Annotated in this window: 20 protein-coding genes; 16 read left to right on the top strand and 4 right to left on the bottom strand. The window is 73.4% G+C overall.

The annotated features are described in order from the left end of the window. Positions 1–311 precede the first annotated feature (311 nt). From ACFV0O_RS30140 to ACFV0O_RS30185, 10 genes are all read left to right on the top strand, one after another. Complete coding sequence (locus tag ACFV0O_RS30140; protein WP_380346819.1) at positions 312–887, top strand: hypothetical protein; 576 nt, start codon at positions 312–314, stop codon at positions 885–887. 310 nt (positions 888–1,197) lie between these two features. Next, positions 1,198–1,446, top strand: a complete 249-nt coding sequence (locus tag ACFV0O_RS30145; protein ID WP_380346820.1) for a hypothetical protein — start codon at positions 1,198–1,200, stop codon at positions 1,444–1,446. Positions 1,447–1,584: 138 nt separating this feature from the next. Beyond that, complete coding sequence (locus tag ACFV0O_RS30150) at positions 1,585–2,199, top strand: HAD family hydrolase (RefSeq protein WP_380346821.1); 615 nt, start codon at positions 1,585–1,587, stop codon at positions 2,197–2,199. A gap of 126 nt (positions 2,200–2,325) precedes the next feature. Next, complete coding sequence (locus ACFV0O_RS30155; protein WP_380346823.1) at positions 2,326–3,030, top strand: VIT family protein; 705 nt, start codon at positions 2,326–2,328, stop codon at positions 3,028–3,030. Between the two features lie 295 nt (positions 3,031–3,325). Further along, the gene (locus tag ACFV0O_RS30160) at positions 3,326–5,860 is read left to right on the top strand and encodes an ATP-dependent Clp protease ATP-binding subunit (protein WP_380346869.1); all 2,535 of its coding nucleotides are present in this window, start codon (positions 3,326–3,328) and stop codon (positions 5,858–5,860) included. A 98-nt stretch (positions 5,861–5,958) separates the two neighbouring features. Continuing rightward, positions 5,959–7,188, top strand: a complete 1,230-nt coding sequence (locus ACFV0O_RS30165) for a sensor histidine kinase (protein WP_380346825.1) — start codon at positions 5,959–5,961, stop codon at positions 7,186–7,188. Continuing rightward, positions 7,185–7,862: a response regulator gene (locus tag ACFV0O_RS30170; protein WP_380346827.1), complete on the top strand. Its 678-nt coding sequence runs from the start codon at positions 7,185–7,187 to the stop codon at positions 7,860–7,862. The genes ACFV0O_RS30165 and ACFV0O_RS30170 overlap by 4 nt, the downstream gene beginning before the upstream one ends. Positions 7,863–8,238: 376 nt before the next feature. After that, positions 8,239–8,526: an SHOCT domain-containing protein gene (locus ACFV0O_RS30175; RefSeq protein WP_380346829.1), complete on the top strand. Its 288-nt coding sequence runs from the start codon at positions 8,239–8,241 to the stop codon at positions 8,524–8,526. Further along, positions 8,523–9,278, top strand: coding sequence for an ABC transporter ATP-binding protein (locus tag ACFV0O_RS30180; protein WP_380346830.1), 756 nt, complete (start codon positions 8,523–8,525; stop codon positions 9,276–9,278). The genes ACFV0O_RS30175 and ACFV0O_RS30180 overlap by 4 nt, the downstream gene beginning before the upstream one ends. Then, positions 9,275–11,848, top strand: coding sequence for an FtsX-like permease family protein (locus ACFV0O_RS30185; protein ID WP_380346832.1), 2,574 nt, complete (start codon positions 9,275–9,277; stop codon positions 11,846–11,848). Before ACFV0O_RS30180 ends, ACFV0O_RS30185 begins: the two co-directional genes overlap by 4 nt. 120 nt (positions 11,849–11,968) lie before the next feature. Here ACFV0O_RS30185 and ACFV0O_RS30190 read toward each other — a convergent pair whose 3' ends face one another. From ACFV0O_RS30190 to ACFV0O_RS30200, 3 genes are all read right to left on the bottom strand, one after another. Further along, positions 11,969–12,853 carry a metallophosphoesterase family protein gene (locus tag ACFV0O_RS30190; RefSeq protein ID WP_380346833.1) on the bottom strand — a complete coding sequence of 295 codons (885 nt, stop codon included), beginning with the start codon at positions 12,851–12,853 and terminating at the stop codon, positions 11,969–11,971. Positions 12,854–12,992: 139 nt separating this feature from the next. Next, entirely contained in the window at positions 12,993–13,343 is a 351-nt protein-coding gene (locus tag ACFV0O_RS30195; RefSeq protein WP_380346835.1) for a DUF4190 domain-containing protein, read from the bottom strand. Positions 13,344–13,399: 56 nt separating this feature from the next. Then, positions 13,400–13,555: a hypothetical protein gene (locus ACFV0O_RS30200; RefSeq protein ID WP_360249413.1), complete on the bottom strand. Its 156-nt coding sequence runs from the start codon at positions 13,553–13,555 to the stop codon at positions 13,400–13,402. A gap of 112 nt (positions 13,556–13,667) precedes the next feature. Between ACFV0O_RS30200 and ACFV0O_RS30205 the strand changes: the two genes are divergently transcribed. The 6 genes from ACFV0O_RS30205 (at position 13,668) to ACFV0O_RS30230 (ending at position 20,448) form a co-directional block, all read left to right on the top strand. Next, complete coding sequence (locus ACFV0O_RS30205; protein WP_360249416.1) at positions 13,668–14,297, top strand: TetR family transcriptional regulator; 630 nt, start codon at positions 13,668–13,670, stop codon at positions 14,295–14,297. Between the two features lie 153 nt (positions 14,298–14,450). After that, on the top strand, positions 14,451–15,278 hold the full coding sequence (locus ACFV0O_RS30210; protein WP_380346837.1) for a serine protease: 828 nt from the start codon (positions 14,451–14,453) through the stop codon (positions 15,276–15,278). Between the two features lie 245 nt (positions 15,279–15,523). Continuing rightward, entirely contained in the window at positions 15,524–17,017 is a 1,494-nt protein-coding gene (locus ACFV0O_RS30215; RefSeq protein WP_380346839.1) for a S28 family serine protease, read from the top strand. Positions 17,018–17,271: 254 nt separating this feature from the next. Continuing rightward, positions 17,272–17,913 carry a TetR/AcrR family transcriptional regulator gene (locus ACFV0O_RS30220; protein WP_380346840.1) on the top strand — a complete coding sequence of 214 codons (642 nt, stop codon included), beginning with the start codon at positions 17,272–17,274 and terminating at the stop codon, positions 17,911–17,913. Then, positions 17,897–19,531, top strand: coding sequence for an acyl-CoA dehydrogenase family protein (locus tag ACFV0O_RS30225; RefSeq protein ID WP_380346841.1), 1,635 nt, complete (start codon positions 17,897–17,899; stop codon positions 19,529–19,531). Before ACFV0O_RS30220 ends, ACFV0O_RS30225 begins: the two co-directional genes overlap by 17 nt. Further along, on the top strand, positions 19,528–20,448 hold the full coding sequence (locus ACFV0O_RS30230; RefSeq protein WP_380346842.1) for an amidohydrolase family protein: 921 nt from the start codon (positions 19,528–19,530) through the stop codon (positions 20,446–20,448). The genes ACFV0O_RS30225 and ACFV0O_RS30230 overlap by 4 nt, the downstream gene beginning before the upstream one ends. Here ACFV0O_RS30230 and ACFV0O_RS30235 read toward each other — a convergent pair whose 3' ends face one another. Further along, entirely contained in the window at positions 20,449–21,255 is an 807-nt protein-coding gene (locus tag ACFV0O_RS30235) for an inositol monophosphatase family protein (protein WP_380346844.1), read from the bottom strand. It abuts the gene before it with no gap. Positions 21,256–21,336: the final 81 nt, after the last annotated feature.

Genomic DNA, 21,336 nt, shown 5'->3' on the forward strand with positions numbered 1-21,336 from the left:
GAGTCAGAGCAGATTCGAGGCTCGACCATGCAGCAGCCTGCAAAATCTGCTCCCCGGGCTGCTGGCGTCTCCCTCCGCGGCGGTCCGCGACATCAGTTGCTGACATCAACAGCGGCGAAAGCACCTGGCCGCCAAGTACCCCCTGGGATCGTTGACTGCCGTGCCGACGAAGACTCACTCCGCGCCCACAGATGCGAGGGTCAGTCAGGAGGAGTGATCCCCTGCTCCGCCACCACCAGGGCCTGGCCGGATCGGTAGCCTCGCACGAGATCACTTCGGACATCTGGGGGCTGCAGGCCAAACTGCGGCCGGTGCCGGTGATCCTCCTCGTGGACGAGGTGGAAGAACTGTTTCTCGTCGCCACCCGCAAGGACCAGGAGAAGCGCGACCACATGGTCACCCGGCTAATCTGGCTGGCCCAACTCGGCCGGGGTGCTGGGATGTTCGTGGAAGCATGCGGTCAGCACTTCGGCTCGGAGCCGGGCAAGGGCGCCACCATACTCCGCGCCCAGCTGTCGGGGTGCATGGTCCACCGGGCCGACGACCGCCCAGGACGGAACCACCCCGCTCAGCCTGAGTCATGCCGGCGGCGACCGCATGCAGTGGTGGACAGCCCGGGCGACCGCGCCCATCATCCCCTCATGGACCACAACAAGGCTCGCGATCTCGCCGTCACCAGGTTCGTGGCTTCCGGGACAAACCGCATTGAGGACTGGGAGGTCACAGGCCCAGAGATGGGGCCCGTGCGGACGATGAGCGGCGTGCAGGTCCACCTGATTTTCCACTTCCGGCCGCACGAAGGTGCCGAGACCGGCTGGGACCGTTCCTGGATCCCGCTCCGTGTCGCTGTGGATCCCAGCAATGGCCACACGGACATGCTGAGGTAGCGGCTGGAACGTTTCGACTGATCCGGGCGTGCCACAACCGTGCCGGAATGGGCGGAACGCGACGGACAATCGGGGGCGCTCACGAGCCGACGGCGATCCCGGAGGCAGGTACGGCAAGGCCCGGGTCAGAGTCGGTCCCACACGCCAAGCTTTACAAAGAAGATGTCGGCGGTTCGAAACCGTCCGCGCCCACCAGCGCAAAAGGCCCGCAGCGATCATGCTGCGGGCCTTTTGACTGCAGTGACTGACGGCAGCCGCTGATGTGAGTCGGCCGTCCGGCGTCTCCCTGTGGACCCTGGATGTCGATCGGATGCACCCCGACGACTACGAGAACGCCAAGGACGCCGCCGGTCCCGTTCTACTCCCGGCCACGGGCCGGAAGAACCTGCCGAAGGCCGTCTCGGCCGACGGGAAGAAGCTCCTGTTCCGTTCCGTCCAGGGCAAGCAGGAGACCGCGTTCGTCACCGACCTGACTCCCGGCGCCCAGCCCCAGCAGGTCACCGCCGACGAGGCCGCGACCTCGCTCGGTTACGTCGATGTCCCGCTGGAGTGGCGCTGACCACCCCGGCGGTGCCGCGCCGGGGCCCTGGTGTCCGGGGTCGCGCTCACCGGTGAGGGGAGGGCCGGGTGCGACCCGTCGGGCCGCCGGTCGCCCCCCGGGTGCCGGGGGGTGTGGTGGTGCTGGTAGGGAGAAGGGGTGACTACCAGGGCGTTTGATGCGGTGTTGTGTGATGTGGACGGTGTGATCCGGTTCTTCGACGGGGCCGGGGTGGCGGCGTTGGAGCGGGCGGCGGGTCTGGGGGAGGGCAGTACGGCGGGCGTGGGCTTCGCGCCGGAGAACGACCTGCCGTTGTTGCTGGGGCGGATCGGCAAGGCGGAGTGGGTGGAGTCGATCGCGCGCGGGCTGGCCGGGCGGGTGTCGGGGGCGCAGGCGCGCGGGTTGGCGGAGGCGTTCGCGAACTCGCCGTTCTGGGCGGACGAGGTCGCGGTGGGGATGTTGCGGCAGGTGCGGGAGCACTGCCGGGTGGTGTTGGTGACCAATGCGACGGTCTGGTTGGACGAGGACCTGGAGCGGTTGGGGCTGACGGACCTGGCGCACGAGGTGGTGAACAGTTCCGTGGTCGGCAGCGCGAAGCCGGAGCGTCGGATCTACGAGATCGCCGCGGAGCGGGCCGGGGTGGCGCCGGAGCGGTGCGTGTTCGTCGACGACCGGCAGGAGAACGTCGATGCGGCGGTGGCGCTGGGGATGACCGGGGTGCTCTACCGGGGGCCGGAGGACCTGCGGCGGGCGGTGGCGCCCCTGTTGGGGTAGGAGGCCGCCGGTGGCGTCGGCCCGGACGGTCGGCGCGTGCATGCGGGTGGCGGGCCTGCGGGGGCCGGGTGAGGATCGGGGGGACCGGTCGGGTCCTGCGGTCGGATACCCGGGAGCGGTGAACGGATGGCGGAGCAGGTCGGGGAGACGCGGGCGGAGTTGTCGGCGCGCCTGAACTGGCTGCGGGCGGCGGTGCTGGGGGCCAACGACGGTGTGGTGTCGACGGCGGGCATCGTGACCGGGGTGGCGGGTGCGACCGGTTCGCGGACGGCGTTGCTCGCGGCGGGGGTGGCCGGGCTGCTGGCGGGGGCGATGTCGATGGCGGCCGGCGAGTACGTGTCGGTCAGCACCCAACGGGACACCGAGCGGGCCGCGTTGGCGAAGGAGCGGCGGGAGCTGGCGGAGGACCCGGAGGGGGAGCTCGACGAACTCACCGACTACTACCGGGGCAGCGGGCTGGCGGACGACCTGGCGCGGGACGTGGCGGTGGCGCTGACCGAGCGGGACGCGCTCGCGGCCCACGCGCAGACCGAACTCGGCATCGACCCGGAGGCGTTGACCAATCCCTGGGAGGCGGCGCTGGCCAGTGCGGCCGCGTTCACGCTGGGCGCCCTGGTGCCGCTGATGGCGGTGCTGTTGCCGCCGGAGTCGTGGCGGCTGCTGGTGACTGTGGTGTCGGTGGTGGCCGCGCTCACCCTGTCGGGCTGGGCGAGTGCCCGGATGGGCGGGGCCGGGCCGGCGCGGGCGGTGGGGCGCAATGTCGCGGGCGGGCTGCTGGCGATGGCGGTGACGTACAGCGGTGGCGTGCTGTTGGACCACTTCACCGGCTGAGGGTGGGACGGCGGGACAGCGGCGAGGCGGGTAGGGGGCACGACGGCGCACGGCGCACGGGGTGCGGCTGCAGGTCGGCGGGGACGGCCCGCAGCAGGTCGGGACGGCGGGACAGCGGTGAGGCGGGTAGGGGGCACGGCGGCGCACGGCGCACGGGGTGCGGCTGCTGGTCGGTGGGGACGGCCCGCAGCAGGCCGGGACGGCGCCGCAGGGTGCCGGCCGGCTCGACGGGCGAGGTCGTACGGCCTGTGTTTGTGTGGCTGCAAACCGCTTGGGAGAGGTGAAGGCCGTGACCATGCCCCCGTTCGGATCGAACGATCCGTTCTCCGATCTGCTCAGCCGGTTCTTCGGGATGGGTCCGCTGGACTCCCCGCCCGCCGTGCAGAGGGTGCCGATCGGGCGGCTGCTCAGCGAGTCCTCGCAGGAGTTGTTGGCGCTGGCCGCGCAGCGTGCCGCCGAGGACGGTTCCCGTGATCTCGACACGGCCCACCTGGCCTGGGCGGCGACCCGGGTGGAGCCCTCGCGGCGGATGCTGGAGCGGGCGGGCATCGATCCGGACCGGCTGTCCGGCGACCTGGAGCAGGCCCTGCCGCCCGGTGCCCCGGGCGCGGTGGACGGGCGGCCGGCGCTCACCCCCTCGGCCAAGCGCGCGCTGCTCGCGGCGCACGCCCGTTCGCAGGCGGTCGGCGCTTCGTACATCGGTCCGGAGCACATCCTCGGTGCGCTGCTGGACCAGGAGCGTTCGGGGGCGGGGGTGGCGCTGCGCAACGCGGCGCCCTCGCAGGAGTCGTTGAAGTCGGTGCTGGACGAGCGTGGCCCGGGCGGCGAGCGGGGCGGTCCGGGTGGCCGGCAGAGCGGGACGCCGACGCTGGACGAGTACGGGCGTGACCTCACCGAGGAGGCGCGTTCGGGCCGGTTGGACCCGGTGGTCGGGCGGGCCGAGGAGATCGAGCAGACCGTCGAGGTCCTCTCCCGGCGGACCAAGAACAACCCGGTGCTGATCGGTGAGCCGGGTGTCGGCAAGACCGCGATCGTGGAGGGCCTGGCGCAGCGGATCGTCTCCGGGGACGTGCCGCAGAGCCTCAGGGAGAAGCGGGTGGTCACCCTCGACCTGACCGCGCTGGTGGCCGGCTCCAAGTACCGGGGCGAGTTCGAGGAGCGGCTGAAGAGCGTGATCGACGAGGTCACGGCGGCCGAGAAGAGCGTGATCCTGTTCCTGGACGAGCTGCACACCGTGGTCGGTGCGGGTGGTGGCGGCGAGGGTTCGATGGACGCCGGCAACATCCTCAAGCCGGCGCTCGCGCGCGGGGAGTTGAGCGTGGTCGGCGCGACGACGCTGGACGAGTACCGCAAGCACGTGGAGAAGGACGCCGCGCTGGAGCGCCGCTTCCAGCCGGTGCTGGTGCCCGAGCCGAGCGTCGAGGAGACGATCGAGATCCTGCACGGGCTGCGCGACGCCTACGAGGCGCACCACCAGGTGCGGTTCGGGGACGAGGCGTTGGACGCGGCGGCGACGCTCTCCGACCGGTACGTCAGCGACCGGTTCCTGCCGGACAAGGCGATCGACCTGCTGGACCAGGCGGGTGCCCGGGTGCGGCTGCGCAGCCTGAGCGGGTCCACCGAGGCGACCGGGGTGCGGGACCGGATCACCAAGTTGAGGCGGGAGTTGGAGGAGGCCGTCACGGACGAGGAGTTCGTGCGGGCCGCCAATCTGAAGACGGAGCTGCGGCAGACCGAGGACGAGCTGGCGGCGATCGCGGAGTCCCGCGAGGAGGTCGTCGACGTGACGGCCGACGACATCGCGCAGGTGCTGTCCTCCCGGACCGGCATCCCGGTCGCCGAGCTGAACGCGACGGAGAAGGAGCGGCTGCTCAAGCTGGAGGACCACCTCCACGAGAAGGTGATCGGCCAGGAGGAGGCGGTCACCGCCGTCGCCCGGGCGGTGCGCCGCGGCCGGGCGGGGATGAGCGACCCGGAGCGGCCGACCGGCTCCTTCCTCTTCCTCGGGCCGACCGGGGTCGGCAAGACCGAGCTGGCGAAGGCGTTGGCGGCGCTGCTGTTCGGTGACGCGGACCGGATGGTCCGCTTCGACATGAGCGAGTTCCAGGAGAAGCACACCGTTTCCCGGCTGGTCGGCTCCCCGCCCGGGTACGTCGGCTATGACGAGGCCGGGCAGCTGACCGAGGCGGTGCGTCGCAAGCCGTACGGCGTGTTGCTCTTCGACGAGGTGGAGAAGGCGCACCCGGACGTCTTCAACCTGCTGCTCCAGGTGTTGGACGACGGGCGGCTGACCGACTCCCAGGGGCGTACGGTCGACTTCCGCAACACCGTGGTGATCATGACCAGCAACATCGGCTCGCAGCGGATCCTGGACCACGCGGGGGACGTGTCGCAGATCAGGGACGACCTGATGCGCGACCTGCGGCAGCACTTCCGGCCGGAGTTCCTCAACCGGATCGACGAGGTGATCGTCTTCCACGCGCTCACCCGGAAGGACCTGCTGTCGGTGGTGGACCTGCTGCTGGAGCGCAGCCGGCGTCGGCTGCGGGCCCAGGACGTCCGGCTGGAGGTCACCGACGCGGCCAGGGAGTTCCTGGTCAACCGCGGGTACCAGCCGGAGTTCGGGGCCCGGCCGCTGCGCCGGACGATCCAGTCGGAGCTGGACAACCGGATCTCCGACCTGCTGCTGGGCGGAACCGTGCGGGAGGGGGACACGCTGATCGCGGACGTGAGCGACGGGGAGTTGGTGGTGACGCTCGCGCGGCCGGAGGCGTCGGCGACCTTCGAGGAGGCCGAGGAGAAGGCGGGGGCTTCCGCCGCGGACCGCTGAGGGAAGCAGGGCGGCTCCGGGCGTACTCCAGCGGGAGTACGCCCGAACGCCACTGGTGGAGGACGCGCGCGGGCGGGGCGCGGGTCTAGCTTGTGGGCATGATGCCGCCCACGTCCCAGCCGCCGGAGCCGTCCGGGGAGGCGCCGCCCGAGCCGTGGCGCCCGCCGTGGGTGCGCGGGTCCGGGTCGGGCCTGCCGCTGGGGCTGGCGCCGGCGGTCGCGGTGGTCCAGGTGCTCGGCTCGACCTTCGCCGCGCACAACCAGCCCGGGCGGGCCCCGCTGGACGCGTTCGGCTACGTCCTGCTGTTGCTCGGGCCCGCCCTGCTGGTGCTGTGCCGGCGCCGCCCGGTCGCGGTGGTGGCCGGCACCTCGGCGGTCACCGCCGGGTACCTGGCCGCCGGGTACCCGTACGGGCCGGTGTTCCTGAGCTGGCTGATCGCCTGCTGCGTCGCGATCGCCGCCGGGCACCGCCGGGCGGCCTGGGCCGGCCTGGGCGGGGTCTACCTGGTGCACGTGCTGGTCACCTTCGTGCTGCCCGCGGACTGGCAGCGCGCCGCCCCGCCGTCCGGCACCGTCTGGCCGCAGGAGGTCGGGCTGCTGGCCTGGCTGCTGCTCGTGATGGCGATCGCCGAGATCGTCCGCTTCCGGCGTGAGCGGATCGCCGCCCACCGGGCCTACCGGCAGCAGCTGGAGGAGCGCCTTGCCGACGAGGAACGGCTCAAGATGGCACGGGAGTTGCACGACATCCTGGCGCACAGCCTGTCGCTGATCAACATCCAGGCGGGCGTCGCGCTCGCGCTGCTCGACCGGCGGCCGGCGGAGGCCCGCACCGCGCTGGTCACCATCAAGTCGACCAGTAAGGAGGCCCTCGGCGAGGTCCGCCAGGTGCTCGCGACGCTGCGCGGGCCCGGGGCGGCGCCGCGGGGTCCGGCCCCGGGGCTGGACCGGCTGGACGAACTCACGGAGCAGGCCGACCGGGTGGGCCTGGAGGCCGAGGTGCAGGAGCTCGGCGAGCGGCGCGCGCTGTCCGCGACCGTCGACCTCACCGCCTTCCGGATCGTCCAGGAGGCGCTCACCAACGTCATCCGGCACTCGGTGGCCCGGCAGGCGGTCGTGGTGCTGGACTGGAGGGACCCGGCCCGGCTGGTGGTCCGGGTCGAGGATCCGGGGCCGGCCGTGATCGCCGACGCCGGCGGGTCCGGGAGCGGGCTGGTCGGGATGCGGGAACGCGCGGGCGCGTTCGGTGGCACCATCGCGGCGGGACCGCTGCCCGGCGGCGGTTTCCGGGTCCGGGCGGAGCTGCCGACACCGAAGGCGGGGAGCGAGTGATCCGGGTACTGCTGGCGGACGACCAGCTGCTGGTCAGGGCGGGCTTCCGGGCCCTGCTGGACCTGGAGGACGACCTCACGGTGGTCGGCGAGGCGGACGACGGGGAGGCGGCGCTGCGGCTCGCCCGCGAACTCGTGCCGGACGTCGTGCTGATGGACGTCCGGATGCCGCGGATGGACGGCCTGGAGGCGACCAGGAGGATCGCCGAGGACCCGGCGCTGTCCTCCGTACGGGTGGTCGTGCTGACCACCTTCGAACTGGACGAGTACGTCTTCGAGGCGCTGCGGTCGGGGGCGGCGGGCTTCCTGGTCAAGGACACCGAACCGGCCGACCTGCTGCGGGCGATCCGGGTCGCCGTCGCCGGGGACGCGCTGCTCTCACCGGGGGTCACCAGACGGCTGATCGGCGAGTTCGCCGCGCGGTCGAAGGCGCCCGAGGCGGGGCCGGAGGGGCTGCTCGACGTCTCGGCGCTGACCGAGCGGGAGCGCGAGGTGCTGGCGCTGGTCGGGATGGGGCTGTCCAACGAGGAGATCGCCCGGCGGCTGGTGGTGAGCCCGTTGACGGCGAAGACGCACGTCAGCCGGGCGATGGTGAAGCTCGGCGCGCGTGACCGGGCGCAACTGGTGGTGCTGGCCTACGAGTCGGGGCTGGTGCGGCCGGGCTGGCTGGGCTGAGGGGGGCGTTCGCGGGAGCTGCCGTGCCCGTGCGGCGGCTCCTGCGCGGTTGCCCCCCGTGCGGCTGTTCCTGCGCGGTCGCCCCCGTGCGGCTGCTCCGGTGTGGTCGCCTGTCCGGCCGCCCCTGAACGGACACCCCGTGCGGGTACTCCCGCGCGAGTACGTCGCGGGCCGGGCCCGCACGCGGTCGTCGGTCCGCTACCGTCCCGCCCGGCTACTCCCGGCCCGGCGTGTCCCCGGTCGTCCGTACTCTCCGGGGAGTATCCCGACTGCCGCTGCTGGGAGGACGCGTGAGGAGACCCCTCGGCGGGACGCTCAAGGCACCTCGGGAACCGCCCGAGGTCCTGGAGGCCCCCGGCCGAGGAGATGACCCACCATGTACACGCAGCTGGCCGACTGGCACGGGCCCGGGCCGTGGATCCTGCTGATCCCACTGGTCTGGATCGCCGTGGTGTTCCTGGTGATCGCGGTGCTGCGCCGCACGGTCTGGCGGCGCCGCGGCTGCGGCTTCGGGTACGGCGCCGGATCCGCCGCGGAGCACCCGCTGGCCGTCCTCGGCCGCCGCTACGCCGAGGGCGACATCGACGCCGAGGAGTACCGCGCCAAGCGGGCCGTGCTCACCGAGCCGACCCCGGACGACGCCCGGGGAGGTGGCGCCAGGTGACCACCCTCGACGTCGTTCGCGGCGCCGCCGCGCGGGTCGCCGACGCCGTGAAGATCCACGGCGTCGGCGGCACCGAGGTCCGGGCGCTGGACCACGTCACGGTGGAGTTCCCGGCGGGGCGCCTCACCGCGATCATGGGTCCCTCCGGCTCGGGCAAGTCCACCCTGATGCACTGCGCGGCCGGGCTGGACACGCTCACCGCGGGCAGCGCCTGGATCGGGGAGACCGAACTCGGCCCGCTGAGCGACCGGCGGCTCACGCTGCTGCGCCGGGAGCGGGTGGGCTTCGTGTTCCAGGCCTTCAACCTGGTGCCCACGCTCACCGTCCGGGAGAACATCACCCTCCCGCTCGACCTGGCCGGGGCCGCTCCCGACCGGGCCTGGCTGGAGACGCTGATCGACGTCGTCGGCCTCGGCGACCGGCTGGGGCACCGCCCGAGCGAGCTCTCCGGCGGCCAGCAGCAGCGTGTCGCGGTGGCGCGGGCGCTGGCCGGGCGGCCGCAGGTGGTCTTCGCCGACGAGCCGACCGGCAACCTCGACTCCCGCAGCGGCGGTGAGGTGCTCGGCCTGCTGCGCCGCTCGGTGGACGAGATGGGGCAGGCCGTGGTCATGGTCACCCACGACCCGACGGCCGCCGGGTGGGCCGACGAAGCGCTGTTCCTCGCCGACGGCCGGCTGGTCGACCGGATGGAGCGGCCCAGCGCCGGACTTGTGCTGGACCGGATGAAGGCCTTCGAACGGGGGCGGTCGTGAACTCCGTGACGCTCCGGCTCGGCCTGCGCTCGCTGCGCGCCCACAAGCGGCGACTGGCCGGCACCCTGCTGTCCGTCCTGCTCGGGGTGAGCTTCCTGACCGGCACGATGGTCCTGGGCGACACACTGCGGGCCAACTTCGACACCCTGTTCGCCGACGCCAACGCGGGCACCGACGTCGTGGTCCGAAGCGCCGACGTGCTGGACTCCCCGGGCACGGCCGGCGGGGTGCGGGCGCCGGTGGAGGCGGCGCTCGCCGACCGGCTGCGCACCGTCCCGGGCGTGGCCGCGGCCGAGCCGTCGGTGCAGGGCGCGGGCCAACTCATCGGCAGCGACGGCAAACCGATCGGCGGCCAGGGACCGCCCACGCTCGCGGGCAACTGGCTCACCGACGGCCGGCTCAACCCGTACCGGCTGGCCGAGGGGCGGGCGCCGGCCGCCCCGGGCGAGGTCGTGGTGAACCGCGGCGCGGCCAGGGCGGGCGGACTGCACCTCGGCTCGACCACCGTGCTGCGCACCCCCGATCCGGTGGCGGTCACCGTCGTCGGCATCGCCACCTTCGGGACGAGCGCGGACGGCATGGGGCCGAGCACCTTCACCGCGATGACCTTCGCGGATGCCGAGCGCCACCTCACCCCCAGGGGCGAGGGGCAGGCCGCCTCGGTCCAGGTCCGTGCGGCGGGCGGGCTCTCCCAGCGGGAGTTGGCGGAGCGGATCGCCCCGCACCTGCCCCCCGGCGTCGAGGCGGTCACCGGCGCGGCGGCCACCCAGGAGTCCACCCAGCTGGTGTCCGGGCGGTTCCTGACCATGTTCACGACGCTGCTGCTGGTCTTCGCCGGGATCGCGCTCCTGGTCGCGACGTTCACCATCCACAACACCTTCGCCATCGTGGTCGCCCAGCGGAGCCGGGAGAACGCGCTGCTGCGGGCGCTGGGCGCGGTCCGCGGCCAGGTGCTCGGGGCGACGCTGGCAGAGGCCCTGGCGGTGGGCCTGCTGGCCTCGATCGGCGGGCTGCTGGGCGGGATCGGGGTGGCGACCGGGCTCAAGGCGCTGTTCTCGGCGCTCGGCTTCGCCCTGCCGACCGGCGGCATGGTGATCAGTGCGGCCGCCGTCCTGCTGCCACTACTGGTCGGGACGCTGGTCGCGGTGGGCTCGGCCCTGCTGCCGGCCGTCCGGGCCGGGCGGACGGCTCCGCTGGCGGCGCTGCGGGACACCGGCGTCGACCGGGCCGCGCAGGGGCGCGCGGGCACCGTCCGGGTGGTGCTCGGCGGACTGCTGTCGGCCGGGGGCGTACCGGTGGCCGTGCTCGGCGCGACCGACGGCCCGTCCGTCCTGCTGACGGCGGCCGGGGCGCTGGCGGTCCTGGCCGGGACGCTGGTGCTCGGGCCGGTCGCCGCCGCCCTCGCGGTCCGGGCGCTGGGCGCACCGCTGCCCGGGCTGCGCGGGGTCTCCGGGCTGCTGGCCCGGCGCAACGCGGCCCGCAACCCACGCCGGACGGCGGCCACCGCGAGCGCGCTGATGATCGGGGTCGCGGTGGTCACGCTGTTCACCGTCTTCGGCGCGTCGATCAAGGCCACCCTGGACGACACGGTGAGCAGGTCCTTCGCGGGCGACCTCGCCGTCACCACCGCCTCGTTCGGGGCCGGCGGCAGCGGGATCAGCCCCGGGGTGGCGGCCGCCGTGGCCGGGCTGCCCGAGGTGCGGCAGGCGGTCGGGCTCGGCCGGGGCGTCGCCCGGATCGACGGGCAGGGCCGGACGCTGGACGTCACCGACCCGGCCCGGTTGCCCGGCATCGTCGACCTCGGCCGGGTCGACGGATCACTGGAGGGCCTCGGTACGGACGGGCTGGCGGTGTCCCGCAGCGAGGCCCGGCAGCACGGCTGGAGCCTCGGGCGGACCGTCACCGTGGGCTTCGCCGACGGCACGAGCGGCCCGTTCACGATCCGTGCGCTCTACGGGGGAGGCGGTCTGGCCGGGGACTACCTGATGACCCGGCAGGCCTGGGCGCCGCACCGGGGCCAGGACGCCGACACCCTGGTCGCGGTCGGGCTGCGCGACGGTGTTTCGCCGGGCGCGGGCAAGGCGGCGGTCGAGAAGGCGCTCGTCCCCTTCGGGAGCCCACAGGTCCAGGACCGCGCCGAGTACGCCGCGAGCGCGGCCTCCGGCGTCGACATGATGCTCTCGGTGGTCTACGCGCTGCTGGCACTGGCGGTGCTGATCGCGCTGCTGGGCATCGCCAACACGCTGACGCTGGCGGTGCACGAGCGGACCAGGGAGCTGGGGCTGCTGCGGGCGGTCGGCCAGACGAGGGCGCAGTTGCGCGGCATGGTGCGCTGGGAGTCGGTGCTGGTGGCGGCGTTCGGGACGGTCGGCGGGCTCGGGCTCGGCGCCTTCCTCGGCTGGGCCCTGGTGCGGGCCTCGGACAGCGCCGGGACGGGGTCGTTCGCGATACCGGCCGGGCAGCTGGCCGTGGTCCTGGCGGCCGGGCTGCTGGCGGGCGCGGTGGCCGGCCTCCGACCGGCGGGCCGGGCAGCGCGGCTGGACGTCCTGCGGGCGATCGCGACGGAGTGAGGGGGAGCGGGATCGGAACGCGACGGAGTGAGCGGGAGCGGGAAGAGAGGGGGTGCGGGAAAGGAAGGGGCGTGGGACCGGGGACCGGGAGGCGGAACGAGGGATCCGGGGAGCCGGAGGTCAGCCCGCGGCCGGCGGGAACACGTCGCGCAGCAGCGGGTCCGGCAGGCCGCGCTTGCGCCACTCGCGCGGGTAGCCCAGCGAGACCTCCTCGAACGGCACGCCGTCGTAGGTGGTCTTGCGGGGGATGTGCAGGTGGCCGTAGATCATCGCAGCGGTGTTGAAGCGGCGGTGCCAGTCGGCGGTCAGCTCGGTGCCGCACCACTGGGCGAATTCGGGGTACCAGAGGATCTCGGTGGGGTGGCGGACGAGCGGGTAGTGGTTGACGAAGACGAGCGGGACGTCCGGGTCGCAGGCCGCCAGGCGCTCCTCGGTCAGCCGGACGCGCTCGCGGCACCAGGAGTCGCGGTCCGGGAACGGGTCGGGGTGGAGCATCCGCTCGTCCGCGCAGACGATGCCGCTCTCGTAGGCGGCCGCCAGGGACTCCTCCTTGGTGGTCGTGCCCGGGGCACGGAAGGAGTAGTCGTACAGGAGGAAGAGCGGGACGATCCGGACCGGCCCGTCCGGGCCCTGCCAGACCGGGTACGGGTCTTCGGGGGTCACCACGCCGAGGCCGCGGCAGAGTTCCACCAGGTGCTCGTAGCGGGCGACGCCGCGCAACTGGACCGGGTCCTCGGGGTGGGTCCACAGCTCGTGGTTGCCGGGCACCCACACCACGCGGGCGAAGCGCTCGGCGAGCAGGCCGAGGGCCCACTCGATGCTGGTGGTGCGCTCGGCGACGTCACCGGCGACGAGCAGCCAGTCGTCGGGGTGGGTGGGCTGGAGCTTCTCCACCAGGTCGCGGTTCTCCTGGTAGGAGATGTGCAGGTCGCTCACCGCGAGGAGCCGTCCGCCGGTCGGGGCGGGTCGCGCCGCCTCTGCGTCGCTGCGGTTCTCCGTGGTCACTCCTGCCCCCTGAGGTCGTCCGGCCGATGTGGCCACCCTACGTGGCGGGCCCGGGGAGCGGGGCGGGTTGACGGGATCAGTTGTTCGACCGGTCCGGAGTGCCGCCGGTCCGGAGTGCCGCCGGGGAGTTGAGGGCGGCTCAGGAGCTGAAGTCCATGAGTACGCCGTGCGAGGTGGCGGTGGTGACGGCGAGGATCACCAGCGAGGCGGTGCCGATGACCAGGCCGAGAACGGCGCGGCCGCGGCGGCTGGTGCCGCGGACCAGGGCCAGGGTGGCGAGGGTGATGGCGAGCGGGCCCAGGACGATGTTGAAGAGCAGGAGGCCGGGGAGGCCGAGGAGGAAGGAGGCGACGGCCAGGCCGTCGGCGTCGGCGGTCTCCCGCGGGCCGGCGGTGCGGCGGCCGGTGTCCTGCGGGCCGGCGCTCTGCCGGTCGATCTTCCGGTGGCTGGTGTCCTGGCGGCCGTACTGGGGGGTGGCGGCGGTGCTCATGGCGGTGCGGGTCCTCTCTGGGAGTGGACGCGGGTGCGGTCCGGGGAGCTTCCGGGTCAGCGGTGGCGCAGGCGGGTGATGCCTTCGCGGGCGCCGAAGGCGAGCAGCCAGGCGGTGATGGCGGCGGAGGCGGTGAGGAAGACCGGGAGCGAGGTGTGGGCGGCGGTGCCGATCAGAACGGCCATGGCGACCAGGGCGGAGAGCAGGATCACGGCTGACTCCTTCGGATGTGGCTGTGCCGGTTTCGGTTGACAAGTGTTCACTGACTTGCCATCACTGTACCCCGGCTGGCCAAGTTCGGCAAACGACTGTTTACTGAATGGCGTGAGTCACACCGTAGGGGCCAGACAGGCCCAGAAGCAGCAGAGTCGGCGGGCGTTGCTGGACGCGGGGTTGCACCTGCTGGCCGATCAGAACCTGGCGAGCCTCGGCGTCCGCGAGGTCACCCGGGAGGCCGGGCTCTCCCCCGCCGCGTTCTACCGGCACTTCCCGGACCTCGCCGCCCTCGGGGTCGCGCTGGTCGAGGAGTCGCTGGCCAGCCTGCACGTCATGATCCGATCGGTGCTCGCCGAAGCCGGTGGCGCCGAGGAGCTGATCGACCGCGCGGTGGACGTGATCGAGCGCCACGTCCGCGAACACCGCTCGCACGTCCGCTTCCTGGCCCGCGAGCGGCACGGCGGGGTCCGGCGGGTGCGCGAGGCGATCGACGCCGAGCTCGGCCGCTTCGCCGCCGAGGTGGGGGCCGCACTGGCGCTGCAGCCGGTCTCGCGGGGGTGGAGCGAGCAGGACCTGCGGATGCTCGCCGAGTTGTACGTGGACCACATGGTGTCGACGGCCTCCGCCCTCCTGGAGGCGCAGGAGGGCGACCCGGCCCGGGAGCGGCGGATCGCCGCCACCGCGCGCCTCCAGCTGCGCCTGATCAGTCTGGGCCGGCGCCACTGGCAGGGGAGTTGACCCGGTGGCGTAGGGGACGTGCGGGTGCCCCGGCGGCGGTGGGGGTGGTAACCGGCCATTGCGATCGGGATGGTTTCTTGGTCTTGCCTTGACTCTTGACAGGGGGTCATGTCCGCGACAGCTTTGGTGGACCCCCACACCGAGAGGTCTCTCATGAAGAAGCCGCTCATAGGCATGCTCGCCACGGTCCTGGCCGCCGGCGCCGGCGCCCTCGCCGGCGCAGCCCCCGTCCAGGCCGCCCCCTCGGCCACCGTCAACTTCGCCGGAACGGTCGCGCTCAGCAACTGCTCCGGCTCGCTGGTGCGGATGCCCGGCTCGACCGCGAGCGACCCCGCGCTCGTGCTCTCCAACGGCCACTGCCTGGAGTCCGGTATGCCCGGCCCCGGCCAGGTGGTCGTCAACCAGCCGTCCAGCCGGACCTTCACGCTGCTCAACGCCTCCGGCGGCAGCCTCGCCACGCTGCGCGCGACCAAGGTGGTCTACGGCGCGATGACCGACACCGACGTGTCGATCTACCAGCTGAACACCAGTTACTCCTCGATCCAGTCCCGGTACGGGATCGCCCCGCTGACCATCGCCGCCGGCCACCCCGCCCAGGGCACCTCGATCAAGGTCGTCTCCGGTTACTGGAAGAAGATCTACTCCTGCTCGATCGACGGCTTCGCCTACCGGCTGAAGGAAGCCGACTGGACCTTCAAGGACTCGGTCCGCTACACCTCGACCTGCAACGTGATCGGCGGCACCTCCGGCTCGCCGGTGGTCGACGCCTCGTCCGGCCAGGTGGTCGCCGTGAACAACACGATCAACGAGAACGGCGAGCGCTGCACCCTGGACAACCCCTGCGAGGTCGACCAGAACGGTGCGGTGACGGTGCGCCGGGGCATCGGCTACGCCCAGGAGACGTACGGGATCCCGGCCTGCTTCGCCGCCGGCAACCGGCTCGACCTCACCCGCGCGGGCTGCGCCCTGCCCCGCCCGTAACCCCGCCCGCGCCGCATGTGCACCTGCACCCGCGACGCACCCCGCACCCGCGCCGCATCCTGTGCCCGCGAGGCACCCGCCGGCAGGGCGGCGCAACCCCAGTGACCAGCACCTTTACCCCGATGGGCCATCCACCGACGGCGGATGGCCCATTCGGCCGTCCACCGGGCGGCCGAAGCACCACCTGCACCGCAGAGTTGTGCCCACGAGGCGGCAGTCATGTCCTTTGACCAGATGGAGAGTTGATGACCACCACGCTGAGAAGGCTGTTGGTTTCCACCCTGCTGATACCGCTGCTCGCGTTCGGCGGCCTGGCGTCCCCGGCGCTGGCCGCCGACGCCGACGGCGCCCGGGCGGCCGGGGCGGCCCACGGCCGGAGCCCGGCCGACGACCCGAACGCCGACATCAAGGATCGGCTGGCGGCGATCCCCGGGGTGACCATCACCGAGGAGAAGCCGACCACCACCGGTCACCGCTACTTCATCGCGACCTACACCCAGCCGATCGACCACTCCCGTCCCTGGCTGGGGACCTTCCAGCAGCGCTTCAGCCTGCTGCACCGCGGCTACGACCGCCCGACCGTCTTCTACACCAACGGCTACACCCTGGGCACCAGCCCGTCCCGGACCGAGCCCACCCGGCTGGTGGACGGCAACCAGGTCTCCATCGAGTACCGGTTCTTCACCCCCTCCCGCCCCGAACCGGCGGACTGGTCCAAGGCCGGCATCCGTCAGGCGGCCGCCGACTCGCACCGGCTGGTGACCGCGCTCAAGCGGATCTACCAGCAGGAGTGGCTGTCCACCGGCGCCAGCAAGGGCGGGATGTCCTCCACCTTCTACCGCCGCTTCTACCCGGACGACGTGGCCGGCACGATCGCCTACGTCGCGCCGAACAACACCGACGTCAACGACTACGCGGCCTACAGCGAGTTCTTCCGCACCGTCGGCACCCCCGAGTGCCGGGACCGGCTGAACGCCGCCCAGCGCGAGCTGCTGGTGCGCCGCGACCGCCTGGTGGCCCGCTACACCGCCGACAACAAGGCGGCGGGCTCCACCTTCAACACCCTCGGCACCCCGGACCGCGCGTACGAGGCGGGCGTGCTGGACGTGGTCTGGGCGTTCTGGCAGTACAGCCTGGAGGCGGACTGCGCCAAGGTCCCGGTGGCCGCCACCGCGACCGACGACGAGCTGTACGCCTGGTTCGACGCGCAGTCGGGCATCACCGGCAACAGCGACCAGTCGCTGGCGAAGTACACCGCGTACTACTACCAGGCCGCCACCGAGCTGGGTGCGCCGTTCTTCGACGTCTCGTACCTGAAGGACCTGCTGCACTACGACTACAAGGACCTCTACTCGGCCCGGAGCTACGTGCCGAAGGAGATCCCGACCACCTTCAACCGCAACGCGATGCCCGACATCGACCGCTGGGTGAAGCGCGAGGGCGAGCGGATCATGTACGTCTACGGCGGCAACGACCCGTGGGGCGCCAAGCCGTTCCACCTCGGCCGGGGCAGTGAGGACAGCTACGTCTACACCGTGCCCGGCGGCAACCACGGCTCCAACATCGGCAAGCTGCCCGCCGAGCAGTCGGCGGAGGCCACCGCCAAGGTGCTGGAGTGGGCCGGGCTGGGCGACCAGGACGCCGCCCGTTCGCTCGCCAAGTCGCCGCAGCTGCTCCCGGCCTTCGGGCCGCTGGACGTCGAGGGTCAGCGGCTGGAGCAGGAGCGCCGCCCGCTGTAGCGCCGTCCCCGCTGCCGTGCCGTGCCGTCCGCCGTGGCGCGCCGGCCGGCAGCGCCCCTGATCGGAGGAGGCCGCCCCGCTGCCCGGGGCGGCCTCCTCCTGCTGTCGGCGGGGTCGGCCGCCCTCGGCGCAGGGGGCGGAAGCGGCCGCAGGAGGTGGAGGCGGCCACCGGGGGTGGAAGCGGCCGCCGGGGGTGGAGGAGGAGCCCCCGGACCCCCTCCCCGAAGGAGTGAATCAGTGCTTCAATGCTTTCCATGGCCTACCGACGCACGCCCGCCGTACAAGCCCGCCTGGATGCCCAGCGCGAGGCGGTACTGCAGTCGGCGGTCCTGCTGCTGGCCGAGCGCGGCTACGGCGGCTGCACGATGGCCGCCGTGGCGGACCGCGCCGGGATCGCCACCGGCAGCCTCTACCAGCACTTCGCCAACAAGGCCGAGCTGTCGGTGCAGCTGTTCCGGCGGGTGGTCACCCGCGAGATCGACGCGGTCAACGCGGCCGTCGCCCGGCGGGACACCCCGCAGCGGCGGATCGCCGCCGTGGTCGAGACCTTCGCGGCCCGTGCCCTGCGGGTGCCCCGGCTGGCGTACGCGCTGCTGGTCGAACCGGCCGACGCGGTGGTGGACGGCGAGCGCCTGGTGTTCCGCCGGGCGTTCCGCGACGTGATCGCCACCGAGATCGCCGCCGCCGTGGCGAGCGGCGAACTGCCCGAGCAGGATCCGGTGCTGACCGCCGCGGCCCTGGTCGGCGCGGTCGCCGAGGCGCTGGCCGGCCCGCTCGCGGCCAGACCCGAAAGCAACGGGGTCACCGATCCTCGGGCGGCCGCCGCCGAGGTCGTCCCCGCCCTGGTCTCCTACACCCTGCGTGCCCTGGGAGGACGCGATGACAGCGACGCATGAGGTCACCAACCAGGTGCCCCTGCCGTACGGACACGACACCGCCGCCGACCCCGCCCTGCTCGCCGCGCTGCGGCGGGCCGGTGCCGGCTGGGCCGAGCCCGAACTGCGCGAGCTGGGCCGGCTGGCCGGCTCCGAGCAGGCCGCCGAATGGGGCCGGCTGGCCAACGAGAACCCGCCGGTGCTGCGTACCCACGACCGCTTCGGCCACCGCGTCGACGAGGTCGAGTTCCACCCGTACTGGCACGAGCTGATGCGCACCGCCGTCTCGTACGGCCTGCACGCCGCGCCCTGGCGGGACGGGCGCCCCGGCGCCCACACCGCCCGCGCGGCCAAGTTCTTCGTCTGGGGGCAGGTCGAGGCCGGCCACACCTGCCCGATCTCGATGACCTACGCCGCCGTCCCGGCGCTGCGCGCGAACCCCTCCCTGGCGGCGGAGCTGGAGCCGCTGCTGGCCTCGAAGGAGTACGACTTCGGGCTGCGCGAGCCGCGCACCAAGCGCGGGCTGATCGCCGGCATGTCGATGACCGAGAAGCAGGGCGGCTCGGACGTCCGCAGCAACACCACCGCCGCGGCCCCGCAACCGGACGGCACCTACCGGATCACCGGCCACAAGTGGTTCACCTCGGCGCCGATGTCCGACCTCTTCCTGACGCTCGCGCAGGCGCCGGGCGGGCTCAGCTGCTTCGTGCTGCCGCGCGTCCTGCCGGACGGCAGCCGCAACCGCCTGCACCTGATGCGCCTCAAGGACAAGCTCGGCAACAAGTCGAACGCCTCCGCCGAGCTGGAGTACGACGGCGCGGTCGGCTGGTTGGTCGGCGAGGAGGGGCGCGGCGTGCCGACCATCATCGAGATGGTCAACATGACCCGCCTGGACTGCACCATCGGCGCGGCCTCCGGGATGCGCTACGGCGCCACCCGCGCCGTCCACCACGCGCTGCACCGGCGGGCGTTCGGCAAGGCGCTGGTCGACCAGCCGCTGATGCGCAACGTGCTGGCCGACCTGGTGGTGGAGTCCGAGGCGGCCACCACGGTCGCCATGCGGCTCGCCCAGTCCACCGACCTGGCCCTGGCCGGGGACGAAACCGAGTCGCTGGTGCGGAGGCTGGGCCTGGCGGTGGCCAAGTACTGGGTGTGCAAGCGCGGTCCGGCGCACTCCGCCGAGGCGCTGGAGTGCCTGGGCGGCAACGGCTACGTGGAGGAGTCCGGGATGCCCCGGCTCTACCGCGAGGCGCCGCTGGTGTCGATCTGGGAGGGCTCCGGAAACGTCGCCGCCCTGGACGCGCTGCGGGCCATGGCCAGGCGCCCGGAGAGCGTGGAGGCGTTCCTCGGCGAACTGGACGCCGCCGCGGGCGCGGACCGCCGGCTGGACGCCGCCGTCGCCGCGCTGCGCAAGGAGCTCGCCGACCTGTCCGACCTGGAGTACCGCACCCGCCGGCTGGTCGAATCGATGGCGCTGGCCTTCCAGGGCTCGCTGCTGGTCCGGTACGGGGATCCGGCCGTGGCCGACGCGTTCTGCGCGAGCCGGCTGGCCGGCGACCGCGGTACGGCCTTCGGCACCCTGCCGTCCGGGGTCGACACCGGGGCGATCATCGACCGCGCCCGCCCGGTGACCGCATGAGCGCCCTCCACGGGAACGGCCACCCGGACCGCGGCCGGGAGGCGGCGGGCGTAAGGGAGTTCTGGCGGGCCCTGGGGCTGCCCGGCCTGATCGACGTGCACACCCACTTCATGCCGGAGAACGTCCTCGACAAGGTGTGGGCCTACTTCGACGCGGCCGGCCCGCTGATCGACCGGCCCTGGCCGATCACCTACCGCGAGGCCGAGGCGGAACGCGTCGCCCGGCTGCGGGAGTTCGGTGTCCGGGCGTTCACCTCGATGCTCTACCCGCACAAGCCGGGGATGGCCGCCTGGCTGAACGCCTGGTCCGCCGACTTCGCCGCCCGCACTCCCGACTGCCTGCACACCGCGACCTTCTTCCCCGAGCCCGGGGCCGCCGGGTACGTCGCCCGCGCGATCGGGGACGGCGCCCGGGTGTTCAAGGCGCACCTGCAGGTCGGCGGCTACGACCCGACGGACCCGCACCTGGACGAGGTCTGGGGGCTGCTCGCCGAGACCGGCACCCCCGTGGTCTCGCACTGCGGGTCCGGGCCGGTGGCGGGCCCGTTCACCGGTCCCGGCCCGATCGGCGAGGTGCTGGAGCGCCACCCCGGGCTGGTCCTGGTGGTCGCCCACCTCGGCATGTCGGACTACCGCGCGTTCCTCGACCTGGCGGAGCGCCACCCGGCCGTCCGGCTGGACACCACGATGGCGTTCACCGACTTCGTGGAGGCCGACGACCCGTTCCCGCGCGGGGAACTGCCGCGGCTGCTCGGGCTGCAGGACAGGGTCCTGCTCGGCAGCGACTTCCCCAACATCCCGTACCGCTACGTGCACCAGCTGGAGGCGCTGGCCGGTCTGGGCCTGGGGGAGGACTGGCTGCGGGCGGTCTGCCACGACAACGCCGCAGCGCTCTTCGGCATCAAGCCCGAGGACTGATCACCGCACCGTCCGCAGCACCCCCAGCGCTTCGGCGTGCAGCCCGGGCGCGGCGACCAGGAAGCTGTCGGAGCCGGCCGTCCAGGCCGCCCCGGTGGCGTCCGTCACCGCCGCGCCCGCCTCACCCGCGATCAGCGCGCCGGGCAGCAGGTTGCCCGCGTCCATCCCGTACTCCCAGAACAGCGCCAGGTGCCCGGAGCCGACCTGCGCCACCTGCAGCGCGGTCGGGCCGAGGTTGCGCACCGCCAGCACGGCGCCCGCCATCGCGGACAGTGACTCGCCCGCCCGGCGCAGCGCCACCGGGTCCTCGGCGACCCGCGGCGGCTGGCTGGTGGCGGCGACGGTGACCGCCGTCGCGCGCTCCAGCGGGGCGATCGGCCGTCCGTCCAGCTCGGCGCCGCCGCCCAGCACCGCCCGGTAGGTCCGCCCGCGGTCCAGCTCCGGGGCGTGCACCACGGCCAGCACCGCGGCGCCGTCCCGGACCAGCGTGACGGTGACCGCCCAGTGCGGGTGGCCGAGCAGGTACTGCACCGCGCCGTCGGTCGCGTCACAGAGCCACCACTCGCCCTCGGCGGGCAGCGAACCGTCCAGGGCCTCCGGTGCCCAGCCGGCCTGCGGGCGCAGCGCGGTCAGCCGCCGTCGCAGTCCGGCGACGGCCGGGCCGTCCAGCTCGGCGAAGCGGGCCCCGGCCTCCTCGACGGTCCTCGCCGTGACCGGTTCGGTGGACCGGCGGGCCGCGAGTTCGGCGCCGATCTCGTGCACCGCGGCCTCCACGCCCTCAGCCAGCGCCCACAGTTCGCTCGTCACGGTGACCCTCCTCCTGCTCCGGGGCCGGTCCGCTCCGGCCCGCCGGGACAAGGAGTACCGTGTTCACGGCCGAACGGGACG

The sequence above is a fragment of the Kitasatospora sp. NPDC059577 genome, from assembly GCF_042735475.1.
GTDB lineage: Bacteria > Actinomycetota > Actinomycetes > Streptomycetales > Streptomycetaceae > Kitasatospora.

Coding starts and splice junctions, on each gene's coding strand:
- ACFV0O_RS30220 (WP_380346840.1), top strand. CDS start 17,272: ATGGCCTACCGACGCACGCCCGCCGTACAAGCCCGCCTGGATGCCCAG.
- ACFV0O_RS30210 (WP_380346837.1), top strand. CDS start 14,451: ATGAAGAAGCCGCTCATAGGCATGCTCGCCACGGTCCTGGCCGCCGGC.
- ACFV0O_RS30160 (WP_380346869.1), top strand. CDS start 3,326: ATGCCCCCGTTCGGATCGAACGATCCGTTCTCCGATCTGCTCAGCCGG.
- ACFV0O_RS30215 (WP_380346839.1), top strand. CDS start 15,524: ATGACCACCACGCTGAGAAGGCTGTTGGTTTCCACCCTGCTGATACCG.
- ACFV0O_RS30165 (WP_380346825.1), top strand. CDS start 5,959: ATGATGCCGCCCACGTCCCAGCCGCCGGAGCCGTCCGGGGAGGCGCCG.
- ACFV0O_RS30225 (WP_380346841.1), top strand. CDS start 17,897: ATGACAGCGACGCATGAGGTCACCAACCAGGTGCCCCTGCCGTACGGA.
- ACFV0O_RS30195 (WP_380346835.1), bottom strand. CDS start 13,343: ATGAGCACCGCCGCCACCCCCCAGTACGGCCGCCAGGACACCAGCCAC.
- ACFV0O_RS30155 (WP_380346823.1), top strand. CDS start 2,326: ATGGCGGAGCAGGTCGGGGAGACGCGGGCGGAGTTGTCGGCGCGCCTG.
- ACFV0O_RS30230 (WP_380346842.1), top strand. CDS start 19,528: ATGAGCGCCCTCCACGGGAACGGCCACCCGGACCGCGGCCGGGAGGCG.
- ACFV0O_RS30175 (WP_380346829.1), top strand. CDS start 8,239: ATGTACACGCAGCTGGCCGACTGGCACGGGCCCGGGCCGTGGATCCTG.
- ACFV0O_RS30145 (WP_380346820.1), top strand. CDS start 1,198: ATGCACCCCGACGACTACGAGAACGCCAAGGACGCCGCCGGTCCCGTT.